The 21,772-nt window shown below is 68.9% G+C and carries 18 protein-coding genes, 1 other RNA gene and 1 pseudogene; 17 read left to right on the forward strand and 3 right to left on the reverse strand.

Annotated features, from left to right (window positions below; all coding sequences use genetic code 11):
* Positions 1-285: 285 nt before the first annotated feature.
* Together Q9R17_RS11375 and Q9R17_RS11380 are read right to left on the reverse strand one after the other, a co-directional pair.
* The gene (locus tag Q9R17_RS11375) at positions 286-654 is read right to left on the reverse strand and encodes a YraN family protein (RefSeq protein WP_308154755.1); all 369 of its coding nucleotides are present in this window, start codon (positions 652-654) and stop codon (positions 286-288) included.
* Positions 644-2,365 carry a penicillin-binding protein activator gene (locus Q9R17_RS11380; protein ID WP_308154756.1) on the reverse strand — a complete coding sequence of 574 codons (1,722 nt, stop codon included), beginning with the start codon at positions 2,363-2,365 and terminating at the stop codon, positions 644-646. Before Q9R17_RS11380 ends, Q9R17_RS11375 begins: the two co-directional genes overlap by 11 nt.
* Before the next feature lie 81 nt (positions 2,366-2,446).
* On the opposite strand from Q9R17_RS11380, the gene rsmI reads away from it, so the two are divergent.
* Both rsmI and rnpB read left to right on the forward strand, forming a co-directional pair.
* Positions 2,447-3,265 carry a 16S rRNA (cytidine(1402)-2'-O)-methyltransferase gene (gene rsmI / locus Q9R17_RS11385; protein WP_308154757.1) on the forward strand — a complete coding sequence of 273 codons (819 nt, stop codon included), beginning with the start codon at positions 2,447-2,449 and terminating at the stop codon, positions 3,263-3,265.
* Positions 3,266-3,373: 108 nt separating this feature from the next.
* Positions 3,374-3,725, forward strand: an RNA gene (gene rnpB, locus Q9R17_RS11390) — RNase P RNA component class A.
* A gap of 42 nt (positions 3,726-3,767) precedes the next feature.
* On the opposite strand, the gene Q9R17_RS11395 is transcribed toward rnpB, so the two are convergent.
* Positions 3,768-4,544 (reverse strand): NRDE family protein, encoded by a 777-nt coding sequence (locus tag Q9R17_RS11395; RefSeq protein WP_308154758.1) that lies wholly within the window; start codon positions 4,542-4,544, stop codon positions 3,768-3,770.
* A 325-nt stretch (positions 4,545-4,869) separates the two neighbouring features.
* Here Q9R17_RS11395 and mraZ point away from each other — a divergent pair, with 325 nt between their 5' ends.
* The 15 genes and pseudogenes from mraZ (at position 4,870) to lpxC (ending at position 21,703) form a co-directional block, all read left to right on the forward strand.
* Positions 4,870-5,316: a division/cell wall cluster transcriptional repressor MraZ gene (mraZ, locus tag Q9R17_RS11400; RefSeq protein WP_308154759.1), complete on the forward strand. Its 447-nt coding sequence runs from the start codon at positions 4,870-4,872 to the stop codon at positions 5,314-5,316.
* 14 nt (positions 5,317-5,330) lie between these two features.
* On the forward strand, positions 5,331-6,299 hold the full coding sequence (gene rsmH, locus Q9R17_RS11405) for a 16S rRNA (cytosine(1402)-N(4))-methyltransferase RsmH (protein WP_308154760.1): 969 nt from the start codon (positions 5,331-5,333) through the stop codon (positions 6,297-6,299).
* Positions 6,296-6,559 carry a cell division protein FtsL gene (ftsL, locus tag Q9R17_RS11410; protein ID WP_308154761.1) on the forward strand — a complete coding sequence of 88 codons (264 nt, stop codon included), beginning with the start codon at positions 6,296-6,298 and terminating at the stop codon, positions 6,557-6,559. The genes rsmH and ftsL overlap by 4 nt, the downstream gene beginning before the upstream one ends.
* On the forward strand, positions 6,556-8,403 hold the full coding sequence (locus Q9R17_RS11415; protein WP_308154762.1) for a penicillin-binding transpeptidase domain-containing protein: 1,848 nt from the start codon (positions 6,556-6,558) through the stop codon (positions 8,401-8,403). Before ftsL ends, Q9R17_RS11415 begins: the two co-directional genes overlap by 4 nt.
* A complete protein-coding gene (locus tag Q9R17_RS11420; RefSeq protein ID WP_308154763.1) occupies positions 8,400-9,908 on the forward strand; it encodes a UDP-N-acetylmuramoyl-L-alanyl-D-glutamate--2,6-diaminopimelate ligase in 1,509 nt (502 codons plus the stop codon). The genes Q9R17_RS11415 and Q9R17_RS11420 overlap by 4 nt, the downstream gene beginning before the upstream one ends.
* Positions 9,905-11,299, forward strand: coding sequence for a UDP-N-acetylmuramoyl-tripeptide--D-alanyl-D-alanine ligase (gene murF, locus Q9R17_RS11425; RefSeq protein ID WP_308154764.1), 1,395 nt, complete (start codon positions 9,905-9,907; stop codon positions 11,297-11,299). The genes Q9R17_RS11420 and murF overlap by 4 nt, the downstream gene beginning before the upstream one ends.
* Entirely contained in the window at positions 11,289-12,374 is a 1,086-nt protein-coding gene (gene mraY, locus Q9R17_RS11430; protein ID WP_308154765.1) for a phospho-N-acetylmuramoyl-pentapeptide-transferase, read from the forward strand. The genes murF and mraY overlap by 11 nt, the downstream gene beginning before the upstream one ends.
* Entirely contained in the window at positions 12,374-13,705 is a 1,332-nt protein-coding gene (ftsW, locus tag Q9R17_RS11435; protein WP_308154766.1) for a putative lipid II flippase FtsW, read from the forward strand. The genes mraY and ftsW overlap by 1 nt, the downstream gene beginning before the upstream one ends.
* Complete coding sequence (murG, locus tag Q9R17_RS11440) at positions 13,702-14,796, forward strand: undecaprenyldiphospho-muramoylpentapeptide beta-N-acetylglucosaminyltransferase (protein ID WP_308154767.1); 1,095 nt, start codon at positions 13,702-13,704, stop codon at positions 14,794-14,796. The genes ftsW and murG overlap by 4 nt, the downstream gene beginning before the upstream one ends.
* Before the next feature lie 40 nt (positions 14,797-14,836).
* Entirely contained in the window at positions 14,837-16,270 is a 1,434-nt protein-coding gene (gene murC, locus Q9R17_RS11445; protein WP_308154768.1) for a UDP-N-acetylmuramate--L-alanine ligase, read from the forward strand.
* A complete protein-coding gene (locus Q9R17_RS11450) occupies positions 16,267-17,229 on the forward strand; it encodes a D-alanine--D-alanine ligase (RefSeq protein WP_308154769.1) in 963 nt (320 codons plus the stop codon). Before murC ends, Q9R17_RS11450 begins: the two co-directional genes overlap by 4 nt.
* A pseudogene (locus Q9R17_RS11455) lies at positions 17,226-17,903 on the forward strand (cell division protein FtsQ/DivIB); the annotation flags it as partial. The gene Q9R17_RS11450 and the pseudogene Q9R17_RS11455, both read left to right, overlap by 4 nt.
* Before the next feature lie 68 nt (positions 17,904-17,971).
* A complete protein-coding gene (ftsA, locus tag Q9R17_RS11460; RefSeq protein ID WP_005408083.1) occupies positions 17,972-19,207 on the forward strand; it encodes a cell division protein FtsA in 1,236 nt (411 codons plus the stop codon).
* A 159-nt stretch (positions 19,208-19,366) separates the two neighbouring features.
* Positions 19,367-20,602: a cell division protein FtsZ gene (ftsZ, locus tag Q9R17_RS11465; protein ID WP_308154770.1), complete on the forward strand. Its 1,236-nt coding sequence runs from the start codon at positions 19,367-19,369 to the stop codon at positions 20,600-20,602.
* Between the two features lie 189 nt (positions 20,603-20,791).
* The gene (gene lpxC / locus Q9R17_RS11470; protein WP_308154771.1) at positions 20,792-21,703 is read left to right on the forward strand and encodes a UDP-3-O-acyl-N-acetylglucosamine deacetylase; all 912 of its coding nucleotides are present in this window, start codon (positions 20,792-20,794) and stop codon (positions 21,701-21,703) included.
* Positions 21,704-21,772: the final 69 nt, after the last annotated feature.

The following is a 21,772-nucleotide window of genomic DNA, read 5'->3' on the forward strand; positions in this document are numbered from 1 at the left end:
ACCTTGGTTGGCATGAGAGCGCCGACCAAGGTCGGCCTCTATCCGGGCAGGTGGTTGCACGTCTGGTGGATGCCAACCTTGGTTGGCATGAGAGCGCCGACCAAGGTCGGCCTCTACCCGGGCAGGTGGTTGCACGTCTGGTGGATGCCAACCTTGGTTGGCATGAGAGCGCCGACCAAGGTCGGCCTCTACCAGTGCATGTGGTTGCATGTCTGGTAGGTGCCAATCTTGGTTGGCACAGAAGCGCCAACCAAGGTTGGCATCTACCTGAGCAGGGCGAAGCCATCAGCAGTCATCCAGCCGGAACGCATCACGCAGCCAGTGCAGCTGCGGCGGTTCACCGCTGGCTTCGACCACATCGAAACGGCAGGGCGCATCGGCCAGGGCCGGGTGGTCCTGCAGGAAACACTGCGCGGCGTGCACCAGACGGCGGCATTTATGCGCATCCACCGACGCGGCGGCACCGCCGAAATCCTGCCGGGCGCGGTAACGCACCTCGACGAAGACCACGGTGGTGCCCTCGTCCATCACCAGGTCCAGTTCACCGCCGCGGTAGCGCACATTGCGGGCGCGCGTACGCAGGCCGGCCTGCTGCAGATGGGCTTCGGCGGCGGTTTCCACCGCCGCACCCCGTTGTGCGCGCTCAGCGGCCACCGAGGATCGGCATCGGCCGGCCACCGCTGAACGACGACCACGCCGGCTGGCGCAGGATGTTGCCGTTGCCATCCAGGTACAGCGTGCCGGTGGCACCGTCCAGGCCGCCTTCATTGGCCAGCTTGTCCAGGTAGGCGCTGATCTTCCAGGCATCGGCGCCGAAGGCGAACAGGCGGCCGGCGGCACCGCGCGCGCTCGGCAGCGCCGCGGCCACCTGGCTGGCGGCCGGCACGCCGGACACGCTGCGCACGTTCCAGGCTTCATTCGGGTAGACGATGCCGTCCAGCGCCACGTCTTCTTCCGGCTTGCCGCTGCCGACGGTCAGCTGCGAGGTGCCCACGCGGGTCGCGCCGCCCGCACCGGCCAGGGCCAGCTGCGGGGCCAGCAGGCGCGCCTGCGGGGCACGTACGGCCAGGAACACGGCATCGACCGGGCCGGCGTTGCGCACCTGCGCGCTGACATCGCCCACGGCATCGCTGACGCCGATGCTGGCCACCACCTGCCCGCCGCGCTGCTGGAAACGCTGGGCGAACGCGGCGGCGGCACGGCGGCCGGTGTCGTCGGTGCTGTTGAGCACCAGCGCCTTGCCGCGTTCGCGCCCGCGCAGGTATTCGGCGGCCACGATGCCATCGTCTTCCGGCGCCAGCGAGAAGCCTGCGCTGCCGGCCGGCGGTGCATCCTTGCCACGGTTCAACGCGAGCACGGGCACCGGCAGCTGCCGGCGGCCATAGACCGCATCCACTTCGTCGCGGCCGAGCGGGCCGACCACGAAGTCGGCGCCCCCGGCCACGGCCTTGTCATAGGCGGCCAGCGCGCCGGCGGGGGTGCCGGCGGTATCGATGAAGTTGATGTCCGGGCGGCGGCGGCCTTCGCCGTAGTAAGCGGCCAGCAGGCCATCGCGCACCGGCTGCGCGGCGGTGGCCAGGCGGCCGCTGAGCGGCAGCAGCACGGCCAGTTTCACCGGCGGGCGGTAGCCATCGCTCAGCGCGGGCGGGCGCTTGCTGGTGTCGAACTGCCCGCCGCCATCGCGGTCGAACGGGCGCGGCAGCGGCAGGCCACGGGCGATCAGTGCACGGCCGGCGAAGTTGTACAGCGGGTCGTTGGCAGGCAGCGCGGCGGCGCGGCTGCGCAGGCTGGCGTCATCCAGGGTGCCGAGCAGGCCGGCAATGGCCGCCTGGTTGTCGTTGCGGGCGGTGCCCGACAGTGCCGCATGGGCACGGGCGCGTTCGCCGGCGGCACCGAAGCTGTCACCGGTGCCCTGCAGGGCCTGTGCGCGGGCCAGGTGCCAGCGCGTGCGCAGGGCCGGCACGATGCTGTCGGCATGTTCCTTCAGCTGGGCCAGTGCCTGTGCCGGCTGCTTGTCGGCCAGTGCCAGCTCGGCGCCGGTCAGGTGGTAGCGCTGCAGGCTGGCGCCGCTGGCCTGGCGGGCGTTGACCTGGGCCAGCAGGCTGCGGGCGCGGGTGTTGTCACCGGCCAGGTGCCAGGCCCAGGCCGCATCGGCCAGCGCGTTGCTGCGGGCGCCGCCGCGCAGGGTGGCCGCCAGCGTTTCGAGCTGCTGCGCGGCCTCGCGCGGCTTGCCCTGGTCGATCAAGGCCAGTGCCTGGCCCTGTGCCGGTGATTCCGGTGCGGTGGTCAGGCTGGTGGTGGCGCAGCCGGCCAGCAGCATCAGCGACAACGACAGGGCGGAGATCCGTGCGACGGGCTTGTTCATGATCTGGTCCATGCGATGAGGGCAGCGGCCTTGGCCGGGTACACGCTAGGATTCTACCCTTGCCCTGTGAGTACCGCTGAAATGAGTGTCCCCACCCTGTATGTCGTCGCCACCCCGATCGGCAACCTGGCCGACCTGAGCCCGCGCGCGCAGGAGGTGCTGTGCTCGGTGGCGGCCATCTGTGCCGAGGACACCCGCCGCAGCGGCCAGCTGTTGTCGCATTTCGGCATCCAGCAGCCGCTGGTGGCCCTGCATGAGCACAACGAGGATGCCCTGGCGCAGCGGCTGGTCGCGCGCCTGCAGGCGGGTGAATCGCTGGCGCTGGTGAGCGATGCCGGTACCCCGCTGGTGAGCGACCCGGGCTTCCGCCTGGTCCGTGCCGCACGCGCGGCCGGCATCAAGGTCAGCCCGGTGCCCGGTGCCTGTGCGGCCATCGCCGCGCTGAGCGTGGCCGGCCTGCCCAGCGACCGCTTCAGCTTCGAGGGCTTCCTGCCGGCCAAGGCCAGCGGCCGCCGTGACCGCCTGCAGGCATTGGCTGGCGAAGTGCGCACGATGGTCTTCTACGAGTCTTCGCACCGCATTGCCGAATCGCTGGCCGACATGGCCGCGATCTTCGGTGGCGACCGTCCGGCGGTGCTGGCGCGCGAACTGACCAAGCTGTTCGAGACCGTGCTCGATGGCGACCTGGCGGGCCTGCTGGCCCGGGTCGAGGCCGACGAGAACCAGCGCAAGGGCGAGTTCGTGGTGATGGTGCAGGGCGCTGGTGACGACGCCGAAGCCCAGCTGGCGCAGGGGCGGCGCCTGTACGCGAAACTGAGCGAGCATCTGCCGCCGTCCACCGCGGCCAAGCTGGCCGCCGAGCTGACCGGCGCACCACGCAAGGCGTTGTACGGCAGCTGAGGGATGGCCGCAGCCACGCATGGCGTGGCGCTACTGGGCCGGCCGGTGAACCGTGCGCCGCAATCGGCACGGCAGGAAGGGCGTGCGTGCGCTAGAATGCGCGTTGGCGGAGCCGGCCAGACAGTCGCGTCATCCCTTCGGGGGTGCCGAGGAAAGTCCGGGCTCCATAGGGCAAGGTGCCAGGTAACGCCTGGGCGGCGCAAGCCGACGGAAAGTGCAACAGAAAGATACCGCCTACGTCTTCTCCGGAAGGCCGGCAAGGGTGAAATGGTGCGGTAAGAGCGCACCGCGAGTCTGGCAACAGACCGGCACGGCAAACCCCACCTGGAGCAAGACCAAATAGGGATCCTTTGGCGCGGCCCGCGTTGGATCCGGGTAGGTTGCTTGAGCGTTGCGGTGACGTAACGCCTAGAGGAATGACTGTCCACGACAGAACCCGGCTTATCGGCCGGCTCCGCCTCCTCTTTTCATCCACGCATGGCGTGGATCTACACGGCCGCGCCTAGAACTCGATATGGCTTTCGCCCACGAACGCGCCCTGCGCGCCGAAGCGGCGTTCGTGGATCTGCCCGTGGCCGTTGGCATCAATCAGGATCACCGTGCTGGCCCGCGTGCCGTAGTCGTCGCCGCGGATGAAGGCCGGGCTCAGCCAGCGCTCGCGCTCCAGGCCGATGCCGGTGTCGGGCAGCGCGCTGTCGGCCGGGCGGTGTTCGTCAGCCAGCGCCTGCCATAGCAGGGCCAGATCGCTGTCGGCTGCGGACGGGCCGGCGGCCTGTTCCCCTTCCAGCCAGCGGGCAAGGCCGTCCATCAGTCGCCGGGTCTTGGGCCAGGGGGCATCCAGCGCGCCATTGGACATGCCGTGCACGCCGGGCCCCAGGGTCTGCCGCTCGGCCGGGTGGTTGCCCAGGTATTCCAGGCTGTGGCCGTCGGCCAGCAGCAGGTTGAACGGGGCATAGGCGGCGGCGATGCCGGCCAGCCGGTCGGTATGCACGGCCGCCGGTTCCTGGCTGCGCAGGAAGTCGGCCACCAGTGCCCCGCGCGAGGGGCCGGCCTGGGCGGCCAGCGGGTCACGCACGTTGGTGACCACCGCCATGCGGCCGCCCGCGCCGACGCCGGCCCAACCGCCGCCGGAGCGCAGGTCACGCCCGCCGATGATCGACGGCGCCTCCTGCCAGCGCCCCAGGGGGGCCGTGGGGCGAGCGTGAAACTCATCACGGTTTCCGGCCATCACCAACCGCCAGTGCGGGTGGGTCCGCCAGCCGAGCGCAAGCAGGCACATGGCCGACAGTGTGCCGTTTTGCGCAGCGGACGGGCAGGGGGCAGGCCGCCCTGGGATGAATGCGCAGCAAGGGTTTCACGCCCCCTGCACGGCCCTGAACTGTCCCTCAATCTCAAAAAATGAGACGGATCAGCAACTTGTGGATAAGCCTTGAACAATTCTCTAAACATCGTTGCAAGCCATTGATGCAACTCGCGATTTTTCGATTGAAAAGTTGTTGACAACCCTTGGGGCGCTGCTAAGGTGGGCAACAGAGGGAAAACCGGGTTTTTTGTGGGTTTTCGTGGTTCAATGTTTCACCGGGCGAAGGACAGGTGCAGGCGTCGTGTTTCAGGGCGAGACGGCCATCACAGTTGACGACAAAGGACGCATGGCGGTTCCCACCGCCTATCGCGACCTGGTCGCGCGCGTGAGCAACAACCGCCTGGTCCTGACCTACAACCCGTTCGAATCCGGCTGCCTGTGGCTGTACGCCGAATCGGAATGGGAACGCGTCCGCGACGACGTCATGGCCAAGCCGAACACCCAGCGCGTGGTGCGCCTGCTGCAGCAGAAGCTGGTGGGTTCGGCCGCACATCTTGAACTGGACGGCAATGGCCGTATCAGCATCCCCGCCAGCCACCGCGGTGCGGTCGGCATAGAGAAGAAGGCGGTACTGCTGGGCATGGGTGACAAATTCGAACTATGGAGCGAGCAGGCACATCGTGCCCTGATCCAGCAGACGCTGTCTGATGAGGATCTGGGAGATGGGTTGCTCGACCTGAAGTTGTGAGCCGGGGTGCCCGGATGCGCCCGGAAGCGCAGACCGGTCACCTCCCGGTGTCGCAGTCGCCGGCGGTGCATCTGCCGGTCCTGTACACCCAGGTCCTGGAAGGCCTGAGGGTGATCGAAAACGGACGTTACCTGGATGGCACGTTCGGTCGTGGCGGTCACGCCCGTGGCGTGCTGTCGCAGCTGGGTGCCGAGGGGCGCTTGCTGGTCATGGACAAGGATCCGGACGCCATCGCTGTCGCACAGCGCGATTTCGCGCCGGACCCGCGCGTGTCCATCTTCCGTGGCAGCTTCGCCCAGCTGCTGCAGTGGGATGAGACCGTTGCCGGGCTGGATGGCGTGCTGTTCGACCTGGGGGTGTCCTCGCCGCAGCTGGATGTGGCCGAGCGCGGTTTCAGCTTCGGCAAGGATGGCCCGCTGGACATGCGCATGGACCCGGACAACGGGCAGAGCGCGGCCGAGTGGATCAACCACGCCGATGAGCAGGCCATTGCCGATGTGCTGTGGGCCTACGGCGAAGAACGCCAGAGCCGGCGCATCGCCCGCGCCATCGTGGCCCGCCGCCAGAAGCAGCCGTTTGCCCGCACCGCCGAACTGGCCGAGCTGATCGCTTCGGTCATGCCGCGCGGCAAGGACAAGATCCACCCGGCCACGCGCAGCTTCCAGGCCATCCGCATCCACATCAACCGCGAGCTGGCCGACCTGGAAGCCGGCCTGGATGCGGCCGTCGAACGGCTCAAGCCCGGTGGCCGGCTGGCGGTCATCAGCTTCCATTCGCTGGAAGACCGCATCGTCAAGCAGTACATGAACCGCCTGGCCAAGGCCCCGCCGGCCAACCGCCGCCTGCCCGAGGCCGTGGCGTTCGTGCCCACGCTGGACCTGATCGGCGGTGCCATCAAGGCCACCGACGAGGAACTGGCCGCCAACCCGCGTGCGCGCAGTGCCGTGCTGCGCGTGGCCCAGAAACGCGAGGCCGGCGCATGAGCCGCCTGCTGCTGATCGTGCTGCTGGCCTGCACCGTCGCTTCGGCGATCGGTGTGGTGTTCGTGCGCCACCGCCATCGGCAGACCTTCATCGAACTCTCGCGCGCCGAGCGCGTGCGCGATGACCTGAACATCGAATTCGGCCGCCTGCAGCTGGAACAGGCAACGCTGGCCGAATCCAACCGCGTCGATGGGATCGCCCGCGACAAGCTGGGCATGAAGTTCCCTGAAGCGGCCGACGTGGTGGTGGTGCGCCCATGAGCAAGACCGGCCGCAACCGCCCGCGCAACGCCTTCAACCTGCGCCAGCGCCTGCGCTGGGTGGCGCTGGCCCTTGGCCTGTGCTCGGTCTCGCTGGTGGGCCGTGCGGCCTACGTGCAGATCATCAACAGCGATTTCTACCAGCGCCAGGGCGAGGCCCGCTACCTGCGCGAGCTGCCGATCAAGACCTCGCGCGGCATGATCACCGACCGCAACGGCGAGCCGGTGGCAGTGTCCACGCCGGTGGCCTCGATCTGGGTGAACCCGCAGGACCTGCTGCGTTCGCCCGAGCGCATCCCGGAGCTGGCCAAGGCCGTGGGCATGTCGGTGGACGAGCTGAGCAGCCGCCTGTCGCAGAAGTCGGACAAGGAATTCATGTACCTGCGCCGCCGGATCAACCCGGACGAGGCCGAGCGGGTGGTGGCCCTGAAGATTCCGGGCGTGGCCGCGCAGCGCGAGTTCCGCCGCTTCTACCCGCAGGGTGAGGCGATGGCGCACGTGCTGGGCTTCACCAACATCGACGACCGCGGCCAGGAAGGGCTGGAACTGGCCTTCGACGAGTGGCTGCGCGGCAAGCCCGGCGCCAAGCGGGTGATCCGCAACCGCAAGGGCGAAACGGTGGAAAGCGACCTGCTGCGCGCCGCCGAGCCGGGCAAGGACCTGACCCTGAGCATCGACCGCCGCATCCAGTACCTGGCGTACAAGGAGCTGCGCAACGCACTGGTGGCCAACAAGGCGGCCGGTGGTTCGATGGTCATCATGGACGTGGCCACGGGTGAAATCCTGGCCATGGTCAACCTGCCGACCTACAACCCCAATTCGCTGACCGGCGCGGTGCCCGATACGCGCCGCAACCGGGCCGTGACCGACCTGGTCGAGCCGGGCTCGACGATGAAGCCGCTGACCATCGCCACCGCGCTGCAGGCCGGTGCGGTGACCAAGGACACCATCATCGACACCAACCCGGGCTACATGAGCCTGGGCCGGTTCACCATCAAGGACGTGCCGCGCAACAACGGCGTGCTGAACGTGACCGGGGTGATCACCCGCAGCTCGAACATCGGCGCGGCCAAGATCGCCGCCAAGATGCCCGACCAGACCTTCTACGATGGCGTGCGCCGCTTCGGCTACGGCGCGTCGCCGCACAGCGGCTTCCCGGGGGAATCGGCCGGCGTGGTGATGCGCCCGGCACGCTGGTCGGGCACCACCAAGACCACCATGTCCTACGGTTACGGCCTGTCGGTGACGCCGCTGCAGATCGCCACCGCGTACTCGGCGCTGGGCAACGGCGGCCGGCTGATCCCGCCGACCTTCGTCAAGGGCCAGCACAGCGAAGCGCACCAGGTGATCGACCCGCAGATCGCCAAGGAAGTGGTGGCGATGATGGAAACGGTGGTCACCCAGGGTGGTGCCAAGCAGGCGGCGGTGCTGGGCTACCACGTGGCCGGCAAGACCGGTACCGCGCGCAAGGCCGGCCCCGGCGGTTACGAGCGCGGCCACTACAACGCGCTGTTCGCCGGCGTGGTGCCGGCGACCAACCCGCGCTTTGCCACGGTCATCGTCATCAACGACCCGCAGGCGGGCAAGTTCTACGGTGGCCTGGTGTCCGCGCCGGTCTACCACAACGTGATGGAAGGCGCGCTGCGCCTGATGGACGTGCCGCCGGACGATATCCAGTCCTGGCTGGCCGCGCAGCAGTCGGGCAAGACCGGCCACAGTGCCTCGGTGCTGCCGGCCCCGCCGGCCGAAGCCGCGCTGCCGGCCGATGCCGCCGCCGAATTCGATGCCGCCCTGCCCACCGCACACAACACGGTGCCTGCCCCGACCACGGGAGGCACGCAATGAGCCAGACGATGTTGCTTTCGCAGTTGCTTCCCGATGTGGCCCTGGCGGGCCACGATCCCGTGCTGACCGGCCTGGTGCTGGACAGCCGCGCCGTGCGCCCGGGCAATGCCTTCGTGGCGATCGCCGGGTTCGGCGCGCATGGGCTGGGCTTTGTCGACCAGGCCCGCGCGGCCGGTGCGGCAGCGATCCTGTTTGAACCGCCGGCGCCGGACGACCTGCCGGCCCCGGCCGATGCCATTGCCGTGCCGGGCCTGCGTGCGCGCCTGGGCGCGATGGCCGACCAGTTCCATGGCGCGCCGTCGCGCGCGATGACGATGGTCGGTGTCACCGGCACCAACGGCAAGACCTCCAGCGTGCAGCTGCTGGCCCAGGCGTGGCACCTGCTGGGTACCACCAGTGGCAGTATCGGCACGCTGGGCGCCGGACTTTATGGTGCGGTCGAGCCGACCGGCTTCACCACCCCGCTGGTGCTGCAGATGCACGCGCTGCTGGCGCAGCTGCGCGATGGCGGTGCCGGTGCGGTGGCGATGGAAGTCAGCTCGCACGCGCTGGACCAGGGCCGCGTGGATGCCGTGCACTACGACGTGGCGGTGTTCACCAACCTCACCCGCGACCATCTGGATTACCACGGCGACATGGCCAGCTACGGCGCGGCCAAGGCCCGTCTGTTCCATCGCCCCGGCCTGAAGGCGGCGGTGGTGAACCTGGACGATGCGTTCGGTCGTGAACTGTTCGCGGGCCTGCCGGCCGGCGTGACTGCCATTGGCCTGAGCTCGCGTGGTGCCGAGGGCGCCGGCGTGCGTGCAGACGATCTGCATCTGGATGGCCGTGGCATCGGCTTCACCCTGCGCATCGACGGCGCACACGCGGTGGTGCAGTCGCCGCTGCTGGGCCGCTTCAACGTGGACAACCTGCTGGCCGTGGCCGGCACCCTGCATGCGCTGGGTGAACCGCTGGAGCGCATCGCACAGGTGCTGTCGGCGCTGCAGCCGATCCGCGGCCGCATGAACCGCCTGGGCGGCGAAGACGGTCTGCCCACCGTGGTGATCGACTACGCGCACACGCCCGACGCGCTGGAACAGGCGCTGGACAGCCTGCACGGCCACCTGCAGGGCCGCCTGTTCTGCGTGTTCGGCTGCGGTGGCGAACGTGATACCGGCAAGCGCCCGCAGATGGCGGCCATCGCCGAGCGCCTGGCCAGTGATGTCATCATCACCGACGACAACCCGCGCAACGAGGACGGTGACCGCATCGTGGCCGACATCGTCGCCGGGCTGAGCCACCCGGGCGCCGCCACCGTGCAGCGCGACCGTGCCCGGGCCATCGGCCTGGCGGTCAAGCGCGCCGAGGCCGGTGACATCATCCTGATCGCCGGCAAGGGCCACGAGCCCTACCAGGAGGTCAAGGGCACCCGCTACGACTTCGACGACACCGAGGTGGCCGCCGCTGCGCTGGCTGCGAAGGTGGGCGTGCTGGCCGCGCGCGCTGCGGGAGGTGCCGCATGAAGCGCACCCTGCTGTCGCTGATCGCGCACTGGGCCGGCGGCGAGATCCACGGCGACGACGTGGCCATCGATGCAATCAGCAACGACACCCGCAACCTTCGCCCGGGCAGCCTGTACGTGGCGCTGCGCGGCGAGCGTTTCGACGGCCATGATTTTGCGGCCGATGCGCTGGCACGCGGTGCCAGTGCCCTGCTGGTCGAGCGCCTGTTGCCGGTCGAACTGCCGCAGGTGCTGGTGGCCGACAGTGAACGCGCGCTGGCGCGCATTGCCGCCGGCATGCAGCGCGACCGTGGCACTGAACTGTTCGCCATCACCGGCAGCAACGGCAAGACCAGCGTCAAGAGCCTGCTGCTGGCGATCCTGCAGCAGGTGGCGCAGGCCGATGGCACGGTGGTGTATGCCAACCCGGGCAACCGCAACAACGAGATCGGCCTGCCGCTGGCGGTCATCGATGCGCCGGAAGATGCCGACTACGCGGTCTACGAGATGGGCGCCGGCAAGCCGGGCGACATCGCCTACCTGACCGACATCGCCCGCCCGCGCTACGCACTGGTCAACAACATCGCCCCGGCGCATCTGGAACGCATGGGTACCCTGCAGGGCGTGGCCCTGACCAAGGGCGCCATCTATGCCGCGCTGCCGGCCGATGGCGTGGCTGTCATCAATGCCGACGATGCCTATGGCATCTGGTTCGAGCAGCATTTCATCGGCCCCCCGCCGCGCTGCCGCGTGCTGCGCTTCGGCCTGGACCACAGCGCGGACATCACCGCGCGCGACATCCGCCCAACCGCTGCCGGCAGCCAGTTCACCCTGGTGACCCCTGCCGGCCAGGTGCCGGTGGCGCTGGGCCTGCCGGGCCGCCACAACATCGGCAACGCGCTGGCGGCCACCGCGCTGGCGCTGGCCGCCGGCATCGCGCTGGACCGCATCGTCGCCGGCCTGATCGCCGCCGAACCGGTGCCGGGCCGGCAGATCGCCCACCAGCTGCCCAACGGTGCGGTGCTGGTGGATGACAGCTACAACGCCAACCCCGGCTCGCTGGCCGCGGCCATCGATGCGCTGGCCGCGGCCCCGGAAGAGGGCTGGCTGGTGCTGGGCGACATGCGCGAGCTGGGCCCGGATGGGGCGGCGCTGCACGCCCAGGCCGGGCTGCGTGCGCGCCAGGCCGGGCTCAAGCGCCTGTATGCGCTGGGCGAACTCAGCGCCGCCGCTGCGGCTGCCTTCGGTGAGGGCGGCCGTCATTTCACGACCCATGACGCGCTGTCGCAGGCGCTCAAGGACGAGCTGCACGCGGGCGTGCGCTGCCTGGTCAAGGGCTCCCGTGGCAGTGCCATGGACACGATCGTCAAGGCGCTGTTGGCGCAAGGAGAGGAATCCCCGCATGTTGTATGAACTGGCTCGATGGTTGCAGCAGTTGGAGAGCCTGTTCGGGCTGTTCAACTACCAGACGTTCCGCGCCATCCTTGCCGCGCTGACGGCCCTGTTCCTGTCGCTGTGGCTCGGCCCGGCGGTGATCCGCCGGCTTGCCCAGTTCAAGGGCGGCCAGCCGATCCGCAAGGACGGCCCGCAGACCCATTTCTCCAAGGCCGGCACGCCGACCATGGGCGGTTCGCTGATCCTGCTCACCGTCACCCTGTCGGTGCTGATGTGGGCTGACCTGCGCAACCGCTACATCTGGCTGGTGCTGGCGGTGATGCTGTGCTTCGGCGCCATCGGCTGGTACGACGACTGGATCAAGATCGTCCGCCGCGACCCGAACGGCCTGAAGTCGCGCTGGAAGTACCTGCTGCAGTCGATCTTCGGCCTGGCCGCGGGCATCTTCCTGTTCCAGACCGCCGATGTGCCGGCGGCGCTGACCTTCTACATCCCGATGTTCAAGTCGGTGGCGCTGCCGCTGGCCGGCATCGGCTTCGTGGCCATCGCCTATTTCTGGATCGTCGGCTTCTCCAACGCGGTGAACCTGACCGACGGCCTGGACGGCCTGGCGATCATGCCCACCGTGCTGGTGGCCTGTGCGCTGGGCGTGTTCGCCTATGCCTCGGGCAACGTGGTGTTCGCCAACTACCTGCAGATCCCGCAGATTCCGGGCGCGGGCGAACTGGTCATCATCTGCGCGGCCATCGCCGGTGCCGGCCTGGGCTTCCTGTGGTTCAACACCTACCCGGCCATGGTGTTCATGGGTGACATCGGCGCGCTGGCACTGGGCGCGGTGCTGGGCACCATCGCCGTCATCACCCGCCAGGAGCTGGTGCTGGTGATCATGGGCGGCGTGTTCGTCATCGAAACACTGTCGGTGATGATCCAGGTCGCTTCGTTCAAGCTGACCGGCAAGCGCGTGTTCCGCATGGCCCCCATCCACCACCACTTCGAACTGAAGGGCTGGCCGGAGCCGCGCGTGATCGTGCGCTTCTGGATCATCTCGGTGGTACTGGTGCTGATCGGCCTGGCCACGCTGAAGGTGCGCTGATGAACGACCTGTCGCGCCAGGCAACACGCCTTGAAGCCATCGGAGGCCACTATGACAAGTGGCTGCTCGGCGCGATGATCGCGCTGACCGGGCTGGGCGTGATCATGGTGGCGTCCAGTTCGATCGCGCTGATGTCCAGCCCGTTCTACTACCTCAACCGCCACCTGATCTTCCTGGCGATCGGCATCGTGCTGGCGGTCATCGCCGCGCGTACCGAACTGAAGACCATCGAGCAGTACAACCAGGTGCTGCTGCTGGGCTGCTTCGCGCTGCTGGTGGTGGTGTTCGTGCCGGGCCTGGGCAGCAGCGTCAACGGTGCCCGCCGCTGGATCAACCTGGGCATTTCCAAGTTCCAGACCGTTGAAGCGGTGAAGGTGCTCTACATCGTGTGGCTGTCCAGCTACCTGGTGCGCTTCCGCGACGAGGTCAACGCCACCTGGCCGGCCATGCTCAAGCCGCTGGGCGTGGCCGGTGCGCTGGTGGTGCTGCTGCTGCTGCAGCCGGACTTCGGTTCGTCCACGCTGCTGCTGGCGATCACCGCCGGCATGCTGGTGCTGGGCGGGGTGAACATGCCGCGCATGTCGATGCCGGTGATCATCGGCCTGGTCGGCATGAGCGCGCTGGCGATCATCGAGCCGTACCGCATGCGCCGCATCACCTCCTTCCTGGACCCGTGGGCCGACCAGCAGGGCGACGGCTACCAGCTGTCCAACGCGCTGATGGCCGTGGGCCGTGGCGAGTGGACCGGCGTGGGCCTGGGCAACTCGGTGCAGAAGCTGTACTACCTGCCCGAAGCGCACACCGACTTCATCTTCTCGGTCACCGCCGAGGAATTCGGCTTCCTGGGTACCTGCACCATCATCGCCCTGTATGCGCTGCTGGTCGGCCGTACCTTCTGGCTGGGCATGCGCTGTGTGGAAATGAAGCGCCATTTCTCCGGCTACATCGCCTTCGGCATCGGCCTGTGGATCAGCATGCAGACCTTCGTGTCGATCGGGGTCAACCTGGGCATCCTGCCGACCAAGGGCCTGACCCTGCCGCTGATCTCCTCGGGCGGCTCGTCGGTGCTGATGACCTGCGTGGCGATGGGCCTGCTGCTGCGCGTGTCGTATGAACTGGACCGCGCCGAGCGCCGCCAGGCCGTGCGCATGGGCGCCACCGAGGAAAGCGCGGTCGGCGAACCGTCCGGCATCGACCTGCCGCCGGCACCGCCCGCCGCGGCGGCCGCGCCCGCCGGGGCCAACGCCGCTGCTGCACCGGCGGCCGAACCGGCACGTGGCACCAGCCGCCTGCAGTCGCGCATCGAGCCCACGTTCGGGAGGATGGGATGAGCCTGCCCGTCGCTTCCACGTCCCCGCGCCCGGTGATGATCCTCGCCGGCGGCACCGGCGGCCATATCTTCCCCGGCCTGGCCGTGGCGCGCGTGCTGCGCGAGCGCGGCGTGCCGGTCACCTGGATGGGCGCGGCCGGCGGCATGGAAACCCGGCTGGTGCCGCAGCACGGCATCGACATCGATACGCTGCAGATCGGCGGCCTGCGCGGCAAGGGCAAGCTGGCCCTGCTGGGCGCGCCATGGCGGCTGATGCGCGCGGTGCGTGCGGCCGGCCTGGTGATCCGCGACCGGCAGCCGCGCGCGGTGGTGGCCTTTGGTGGCTTCGCTTCCGGCCCCGGTGGCCTGGCCGCGCGCCTGCATGGCCTGCCGCTGCTGGTGCACGAACAGAACCGTGCCCCGGGCATGACCAACCGCATCCTGTCGCGCTTCGCGCGCCGGGTGCTGACCGGTTTCCCGGGCAGCTTCGCTGAGCGCGAGGAGGCCGTGGGCAACCCGGTGCGCGCGGAAATCGCCGCCATCGCGCCGCCCGAGCAGCGCTTTGCCGGTCGCCAGGGGGCGCTGCGCCTGCTGGTGGTCGGTGGCAGCCAGGGCGCGCGTGCACTCAACACCGGTGTGCCGCAGGCCATCGCCGCCCTTGGCGCCGGCCATGCGATCGAGGTGCGCCACCAGAGCGGCGAGAAGCTGCACGCCGAAGCGGTCGAGGCCTATGCCAAGGCCGGCGTGTCGGCGCAGATCACCCCGTTCATCGCCGACATGGCCGATGCCTTCGCCTGGGCCGACCTGGTGGTGTGCCGTGCCGGCGCATCGACCCTGGCCGAGCTGTGCGCGGCAGGCGTGGGCAGCGTGCTGGTGCCATTCCCGGCGGCGGTGGACGACCACCAGACGCGCAATGCCGAGTACCTGGCCGAGCGCGGTGCCGCCGTGTTGCTGAAGCAGGACGCAACGCTGGCCGAGGGCATCGGTTCATTGCTGCGCGAACTGTCCGAAAATCCCGCCCGCCGCATGCAGATGGCGCAAGCCGCGCGTGCCCTGGCCAAGGTCGATGCCGCCGAGCGCATCGCCGATATCATTCTTGAGGAAGCTGTATGAAGAAGGCATGCCACCGCGCCTGCCCTGCGCGAGGCCGCGCATGATCCGCCGCCTGCACGACACCAACGACCTGGTGCGCGCGTTCCCGCGCGTGCATTTCGTCGGCATCGGCGGCACCGGCATGAGCGGCATCGCCGAAGTGATGCTGACGCTGGGCTATGAAGTGTCCGGTTCGGACAACGCCGACAACGCGGCCACCCGCCGCCTGGCCGGCCTGGGCGCGCGCATCATGCGCGGCCATTCGGCCGCCAACGTGCTGGGCACCGACTGCGTGGTGGTGTCCAGCGCCATCCGCGAAGACAACCCGGAGCTGATGGAAGCGCGCAGCCAGCGCATTCCGATCATGCCGCGCGCGGCCATGCTGGCCGAGCTGATGCGCTTCCGCCGCGGCATCGCCGTGGCCGGTACGCACGGCAAGACCACCACCACCAGCCTGACCGCCGCCGTGCTGAGCGAAGGTGGCCTGGACCCGACGTTCGTGATCGGTGGCCAGCTGCTGGCCGCCGGGGCCAACGCCAAGCTGGGCGGCGGGCAGTGGCTGGTGGCCGAAGCCGATGAGAGCGATGGCAGCTTCCTGCGCCTGAACCCGCTGATGTCGGTCATCACCAACATCGATGCCGACCACCTGGAAAACTACGGCAACGACTTCGCCCGCGTGCAGGCGGCGTTTGCCGAGTTCCTGCAGCGCCTGCCGTTCTACGGCCTGGCGGTGCTGTGCATCGACGACCCGGAAGTGGCCGCGCTGGCCGCCAAGACCCCGCGCCACGTGATGAGCTACGGCATGAGCCCGCAGGCCGACGTGCGCGCCGAGAACGTGGTGCAGGACGGGGCGCGCATGCGCTTCACCCTGCGCCTGCCGCAGGGCACCAGCCAGGAAGTGGTGCTGGCGCTGCCGGGCAAGCACAACGTGCTCAACGCGCTGGCCGCCGCTGCGGTGGGCTGGCAGCTGGGCGTGGCCCCCGATGCGATTGCCCGTGCGCTGGAAAGCTTCGCCGGCGTCGGCCGCCGCTTCAACGACCTGGGCGAAGTGACCACCGCCAGTGGTGCCAAGGTGCGCATCATCGACGATTACGGCCACCATCCCAGCGAGCTGGAAGCGGTGTTCGCCGCCGCCCGCGGTGGCTGGACCGACAAGCGCCTGGTGGTGGCGTTCCAGCCGCACCGCTACAGCCGTACCCGCGACCAGTTCGACAAGTTCGCCGCCGTGCTGTCCAGCGTCGATGCGCTGGTGCTCAGCGAGGTCTACCCGGCCGGTGAAGAGCCGATCGCCGGTGCCGATTCGCATGCGCTGGCGCGTGCCATCCGGGCACGTGGCCGCAGCGAGCCGGTGGTGGTGGGCAAGGCCCATGAACTGGCCAGCGTGCTGCCGGACGTGCTGCAGGACGGTGACCTGCTGCTGATGATGGGCGCCGGCGACATCGGTGCCGTGGCCAGCCAGATCGCCGTGGAAGGCTTCAAGGAGGGCGTGGCGTGAGCACGCAGGCCTTCCCGCCGCTGCGCACCACCGATCCGGCCGCCTTCGGCCGCGTCGCCGTGCTGCTGGGCGGCACCTCCAGCGAGCGCGAGGTGTCGCTGGATTCGGGCCGCAACGTGCTCGAAGCCCTGCAGTCGCGCGGCGTCGATGCGTTCGCCGTCGATGGCATTCCGGCCCTGGCCAGCGCACTGGCCGCCGGTGGCATCGACCGCGTGTTCAACATCCTGCACGGCCACAACGGTGGCGGTGAGGACGGCATCGTGCAGGGCCTGATGGAGGCCTTCGGCGTGCCGTACACCGGCTCGGGCGTACTGGGCTCGGCGCTGAGCATGGACAAGATCCGCACCAAGCAGGTGTGGCTGTCGCTGGGCCTGCCGACCCCGCAGTACCGCAAGGTGTCGGCGCAGGATGTCCACGCACAGGCGGCCGAACTGGGCCTGCCGGTGGTGGTCAAGCCGGCCAACGAAGGTTCCAGCGTGGGCATCAGCCGGGTAACCGACGATGCCGGCCTGGACGATGCCGTCGCCCTGGCCGCGCGCTACGACGGCCAGCTGCTGATGGAACAGATGGTGGTCGGCGATGAACTGACCGTGGCCATCCTGGGCGATGTGGCGCTGCCGTCGATCCGCATCGTGCCCAAGGGCCAGTGGTACGACTACAACGCCAAGTACATCGCCGAGGACACCCAGTACCTGTGCCCGGGCCTGGACGGCGCGGACGAAGCCGAGATCGGCCGTATCGCGCTGGCCGCGTTCCGTGCCGCCGGCTGCCGTGGCTGGGGCCGGGTGGATGTGATGCGTGACCGCGCCAGCGGCCGCTTCTTCCTGCTGGAAGTGAACACCGCCCCGGGCATGACCAGCCATTCGCTGGTGCCCAAGGCCGCACGCCAGGCCGGCATCGGTTTCGAGGAACTGGTGTGGCGCGTGCTGGAACAGACCCTGGAGGCATCGCACGCATGAACGCGGTGCTGCGCATCTTCGTCTGGCTGTTGGCCCTGTCGGTGGTGGCACTGCCGGTGGTGGCCGTGGTCAATGGCTGGGTCGGCGCCGAGCGCTGGCCGCTGGCGAAGCTGCGCGTGCACGGTGAGTTCAAGCGGGTGCCGCCGGAGCAGCTGCAGCAGGTGCTGCTGCCGTATGCGCATGCGGGTTTCTTCGCGGTCAAGCTGCAGGACGCACAGGACGCCATCGAGCGCCTGCCGTGGGTGGAAAGCGCGCAGGTGCGCAAGCAGTGGCCGGACGTGCTGGAAGTGACCCTGGTCGAGCACAAGCCGTTCGCACGCTGGGGCAACGACCGCCTGCTGTCCGAGCAGGGCAAGCTGTTCCCCACGCCGAAAAAGCTGGCCGACCTGAAGCTGCCCGAACTGGACGGACCGGACAGCCAGACCGAAGAGGTCGTGGCGTTGTACAACGAATCCCGCGCGTTGTTCGCACCGGCCAGGCTGGACGTTGTCCGCCTGGGCATGGATGCACGCGGCAGCTGGTCGCTGCTGCTGAGCAACGGCACCGAAGTGGTGGTCGGCCGTGACGATGCGCGTTCGCGCCTGCAGCGTTTCGTGCGTGTGCTGCCGCAGCTGGCCAACCAGGCCGCGCCGATCGAGCGCGCCGACCTCCGTTACACCAATGGTTTCACGCTGAGCTGGGGAACCCCGGCCCCGCCGGCGGGTGCGCCGGGCACCCCGGCTAGAAGGACGCAGGAAAGGACATGAATCGCAAGGGTGACAAATCGCTGATCGTCGGCCTGGACATCGGCACCTCCAAGGTGGTGGCGCTGGTGGGCGAGTACTCGCCGGGCAACCCGATCGAGGTGATCGGCATCGGTTCGCACGAATCGCGCGGGCTCAAGCGCGGCGTGGTGGTGGACATCGAATCGACCGTGCAGTCGATCCAGCGCGCGGTGGAAGAAGCCGAGCTGATGGCCGGCTGCGAGATCCGTTCGGTGTATGCCTCCATTTCCGGCAACCACGTGCAGTGCAAGAATTCGCCGGGCATCGTGCCGATCCGTGATGGCGAGGTGACCTGGGGCGACCTGGACCGCGTGCTGGATGCGGCCAAGGCGGTGGCGATCCCGGCCGACCAGAAGATCCTGCACGCGATCCCGCGCGAGTACGTGCTGGACGATTCGCAGGAAGGCATCCGCAACCCGGTCGGCATGACCGGCGTACGCCTGGAAGTGCATGCCCACCTGGTGGTGTGCGCGCAGTCGGCGGCGGCCAACATCAGCAAGTGCGTGCAGCGCTGCGGCCTGCAGGTGGACGACCTGGTGCTGTCCTCGCTGGCCTCCAGCGTGGCCGTGCTGACCGCCGATGAGCGCGAGCTGGGCGTGGTGCTGGTGGACATGGGCGCCGGCACCACCGACATCGCCGTGTTCGTGCAGGGCGCGATCTGCCACACCGCCTCGCTGCCGATCGCCGGCGACCACGTGACCAACGACATCGCGCACATGCTGCGCACGCCGACCCCGGAAGCCGAGCAGATCAAGGTGCGCTACGCCTGCGCCCTGGCCCAGCTGGCCACGGCCGAGGAAAGCATCCAGGTGCCGTCGGTGGGTGACCGCCCGCCGCGCCGCATGCCGCGCCATTCGCTGGCGCAGGCGGTGCAGGGCCGGTACGAGGAAATCTTCGAGATGGTGCAGGCCGAACTGCGCCGCTCCGGCTTCGAGGAACTGGTGCGCGCCGGCATGGTGCTCACCGGTGGCGCCTCGAAAATGGAAGGCGTGGTCGAGCTGGCCGAGGAAATGCTGCAGATGCCGGTGCGCGTGGGCATCCCGCAGCACGTCACCGGCCTGGGCGAGGTGGTGGGCAACCCGGTGCATGCCACCGGCGTGGGCCTGCTGCTGATGGGCAGCCAGATCGAGCATCCGCGCCGCCCGTCGCTGCCGACCGGGCGCGCGGGAAGCATGTTCAAGAAATTGAAGACCTGGTTCCGCGGCGAGTTCTGACGCGGTACCTGCAGTACCCGGGTGACACCCGGCGCAACACCGTTACTACCACGCAACAGGCAACACACAACCCACACAGCCGCAACGGCAGCATGACACGCGAAGGCAGGAGGCCCGACCGTCCATGCCACCGAAAGCGGATACAACGAGGACACGGACATGGCGCATTTTGAACTGATCGAAAAGATGGCACCCAATGCGGTGATCAAGGTGGTGGGCGTGGGCGGCGGCGGCGGCAATGCCGTGGCGCACATGGTCAACTCCAGCGTGGACGGCGTGGAATTCATCACCGCCAACACCGATTCGCAGGCCATCAAGAATTGCGGTGCCAAGCTGCAGCTGCAGCTGGGTACCAACGTGACCAAGGGCCTGGGCGCAGGCGCGAACCCGGAAGTGGGCCGCCAGGCCGCCCTGGAAGACCGTGAGCGCATCATGGACGCCCTGCAGGGTGCGGACATGGTGTTCATCACCGCCGGCATGGGCGGCGGCACCGGTACCGGCGCTGCGCCGGTGGTGGCACAGCTGGCCAAGGAAATGGGCATCCTGACCGTGGCCGTGGTCACCAAGCCGTTCCCGTTCGAAGGCCGTCGCCGCATGCAGGTGGCGCTGAAGGGCATCGAGGAACTGAGCCAGCACTGCGACTCGCTGATCACCATTCCCAACGAGAAGCTGATCACCGTGCTGGGCCGCAACGCGACCATGATCCAGGCCTTCCGTGCCGCCAACGACGTGCTGCAGGGCGCCGTGCAGGGCATCGCCGACCTGATCGTGCGCCCGGGCCTGATCAACGTCGACTTCGCCGACGTGCGCACCGTCATGTCCGAAATGGGCCTGGCGATGATGGGTACCGGCACCGCCCGTGGCGATGACCGCGCCCAGGCCGCTGCCGAAGCCGCCATCCAGAACCCGCTGCTGGACGATGTGAACCTGGCCGGCGCCAACGGCATCCTGGTCAACATCACCGCCGGTGCGGACTTCACCATGGCCGAGTTCGACGAGATCGGCCGCACCATCGATGGCTTCGCCTCGGAAGACGCCACCGTGGTGGTCGGCACCGTGCTGGACCCGGACATGCAGGACGAAGTGCGCGTGACCGTGGTGGCCACCGGCCTGAACCGTACCTCGGCCAGCAAGGCCCAGCGCCCGGGCGAGCGTGCCCCGATCAAGCTGGTCCGCAACGCCACCACCGGCCAGCCGGAATTCGGCGAGTTCGACAACGGCGGCGACGCGGTGTCCAAGGCCGTGGGTGGCATGGGGATGGGCATGGGCCTGCGCCGCGCCAGCAGCGACAGCGTTGCCGCCTCGACCCCGTCGGCCTCGGCCTCGCCGGCGGCAGCTGAACTGCCCAACGATTACCTGGACATCCCGGCGTTCCTGCGCCGCCAGGCGGACTGACGGCCGCCTCCCGGGGCTTGTCCCCCCCGGGAAGCGCCACCATGTCCTTGTGACGGACGCCGGGCCAGGATGGGCCCGGCGCCCCGTTCGCAGCGCGTCCTACCGGCGCGCCGGTGTGTCCTGCCGGCGTTTCAGCCTGGAGCAGGGCGGCTGCGTGTTAATCTAGACTGTCCCACCTGGTCTGCCCCCATGATCCCCCAGCGCACCCTGAAGAACACGATCCGAGCCACCGGCGTTGGCCTGCACAGCGGCGACAAGGTCTACATGACCCTGCGCCCGGCACCGGTCAACCATGGCATCGTGTTCCGGCGCGTGGACCTGGACCCGGTGGTGGAAGTGCCGGCCCGGGCCGATCTGGTCACCGAAGTGACCCTGTGCACCGGCCTGACCTGCAACAACGCCAAGATCCAGACCGTGGAACACCTGATGTCGGCGCTGGCCGGCCTCGGCGTGGACAACATCATTGTCGAACTGTCCTCGGCCGAGCTGCCGATCATGGACGGTTCGTCCGGCCCGTTCGTGTTCCTGCTGCAGTCGGCGGGCATCGTGGAACAGGACGCGCCCAAGCGTTTCCTGCGCGTGCTCAAGACCGTGGAAGTGACCGAGGGCGACAAGGTGGCCCGCTTCACCCCGTACGAGGGCTACAAGCTGGGCTTCACCATCCAGTTCGACCACCCGATGATCCCGGCCAAGCAGTCGCGCCAGGAAATCGAGTTCTCCACCCTGGCCTACACCAAGGAAATCTCCCGCGCGCGCACCTTCGGCTTCATGCGCGACCTGGAGTACATGCGCGAGCGCAACCTGGGCCTGGGCGGTTCGATGGACAACGCCATCGTGCTGGACGAATTCCGCGTGCTCAACGAAGACGGCCTGCGCTACGCCGATGAGTTCGTGCGCCACAAGATCCTCGATGCGATCGGCGATCTGTACCTGGCCGGCGGCCAGGTGCTGGGTGCCTACGAAGGCTTCAAGTCCGGCCATGCGCTCAACAACAAGCTGGTGCGGGCGCTGCTGGCCGATGCCACCGCCTGGGAATGGGTGAGCTACGAATCGCCGTCGGTCCCGGACCCGGTCGAATACGGCGCCCCGGCGTACGCCTGAGGCTTCCGTTCCCGGCCACCGCGCCTGCCTGTCGCCGCCCTTCTGGGCGGCGATTGCGTTTCAGGGGGC

It is taken from the genome of Stenotrophomonas sp. 24(2023) (genome assembly GCF_030913365.1).
In the GTDB taxonomy this organism is placed as follows: domain Bacteria; phylum Pseudomonadota; class Gammaproteobacteria; order Xanthomonadales; family Xanthomonadaceae; genus Stenotrophomonas.

Bases quoted from the DNA above. Each gene is read 5' to 3' on its own strand.
- Q9R17_RS11395 (WP_308154758.1), bottom strand. From the start codon at position 4,544: ATGTGCCTGCTTGCGCTCGGCTGGCGGACCCACCCGCACTGGCGGTTG.
- ftsW (WP_308154766.1), top strand. From the start codon at position 12,374: ATGAACGACCTGTCGCGCCAGGCAACACGCCTTGAAGCCATCGGAGGC.
- Q9R17_RS11380 (WP_308154756.1), bottom strand. From the start codon at position 2,365: ATGAACAAGCCCGTCGCACGGATCTCCGCCCTGTCGTTGTCGCTGATG.
- ftsA (WP_005408083.1), top strand. From the start codon at position 17,972: ATGAATCGCAAGGGTGACAAATCGCTGATCGTCGGCCTGGACATCGGC.
- lpxC (WP_308154771.1), top strand. From the start codon at position 20,792: ATGATCCCCCAGCGCACCCTGAAGAACACGATCCGAGCCACCGGCGTT.
- murC (WP_308154768.1), top strand. From the start codon at position 14,837: ATGATCCGCCGCCTGCACGACACCAACGACCTGGTGCGCGCGTTCCCG.
- murF (WP_308154764.1), top strand. From the start codon at position 9,905: ATGAAGCGCACCCTGCTGTCGCTGATCGCGCACTGGGCCGGCGGCGAG.
- ftsZ (WP_308154770.1), top strand. From the start codon at position 19,367: ATGGCGCATTTTGAACTGATCGAAAAGATGGCACCCAATGCGGTGATC.
- rsmH (WP_308154760.1), top strand. From the start codon at position 5,331: ATGCGCCCGGAAGCGCAGACCGGTCACCTCCCGGTGTCGCAGTCGCCG.
- Q9R17_RS11420 (WP_308154763.1), top strand. From the start codon at position 8,400: ATGAGCCAGACGATGTTGCTTTCGCAGTTGCTTCCCGATGTGGCCCTG.
- mraY (WP_308154765.1), top strand. From the start codon at position 11,289: ATGTTGTATGAACTGGCTCGATGGTTGCAGCAGTTGGAGAGCCTGTTC.
- rsmI (WP_308154757.1), top strand. From the start codon at position 2,447: ATGAGTGTCCCCACCCTGTATGTCGTCGCCACCCCGATCGGCAACCTG.
- Q9R17_RS11415 (WP_308154762.1), top strand. From the start codon at position 6,556: ATGAGCAAGACCGGCCGCAACCGCCCGCGCAACGCCTTCAACCTGCGC.
- ftsL (WP_308154761.1), top strand. From the start codon at position 6,296: ATGAGCCGCCTGCTGCTGATCGTGCTGCTGGCCTGCACCGTCGCTTCG.
- murG (WP_308154767.1), top strand. From the start codon at position 13,702: ATGAGCCTGCCCGTCGCTTCCACGTCCCCGCGCCCGGTGATGATCCTC.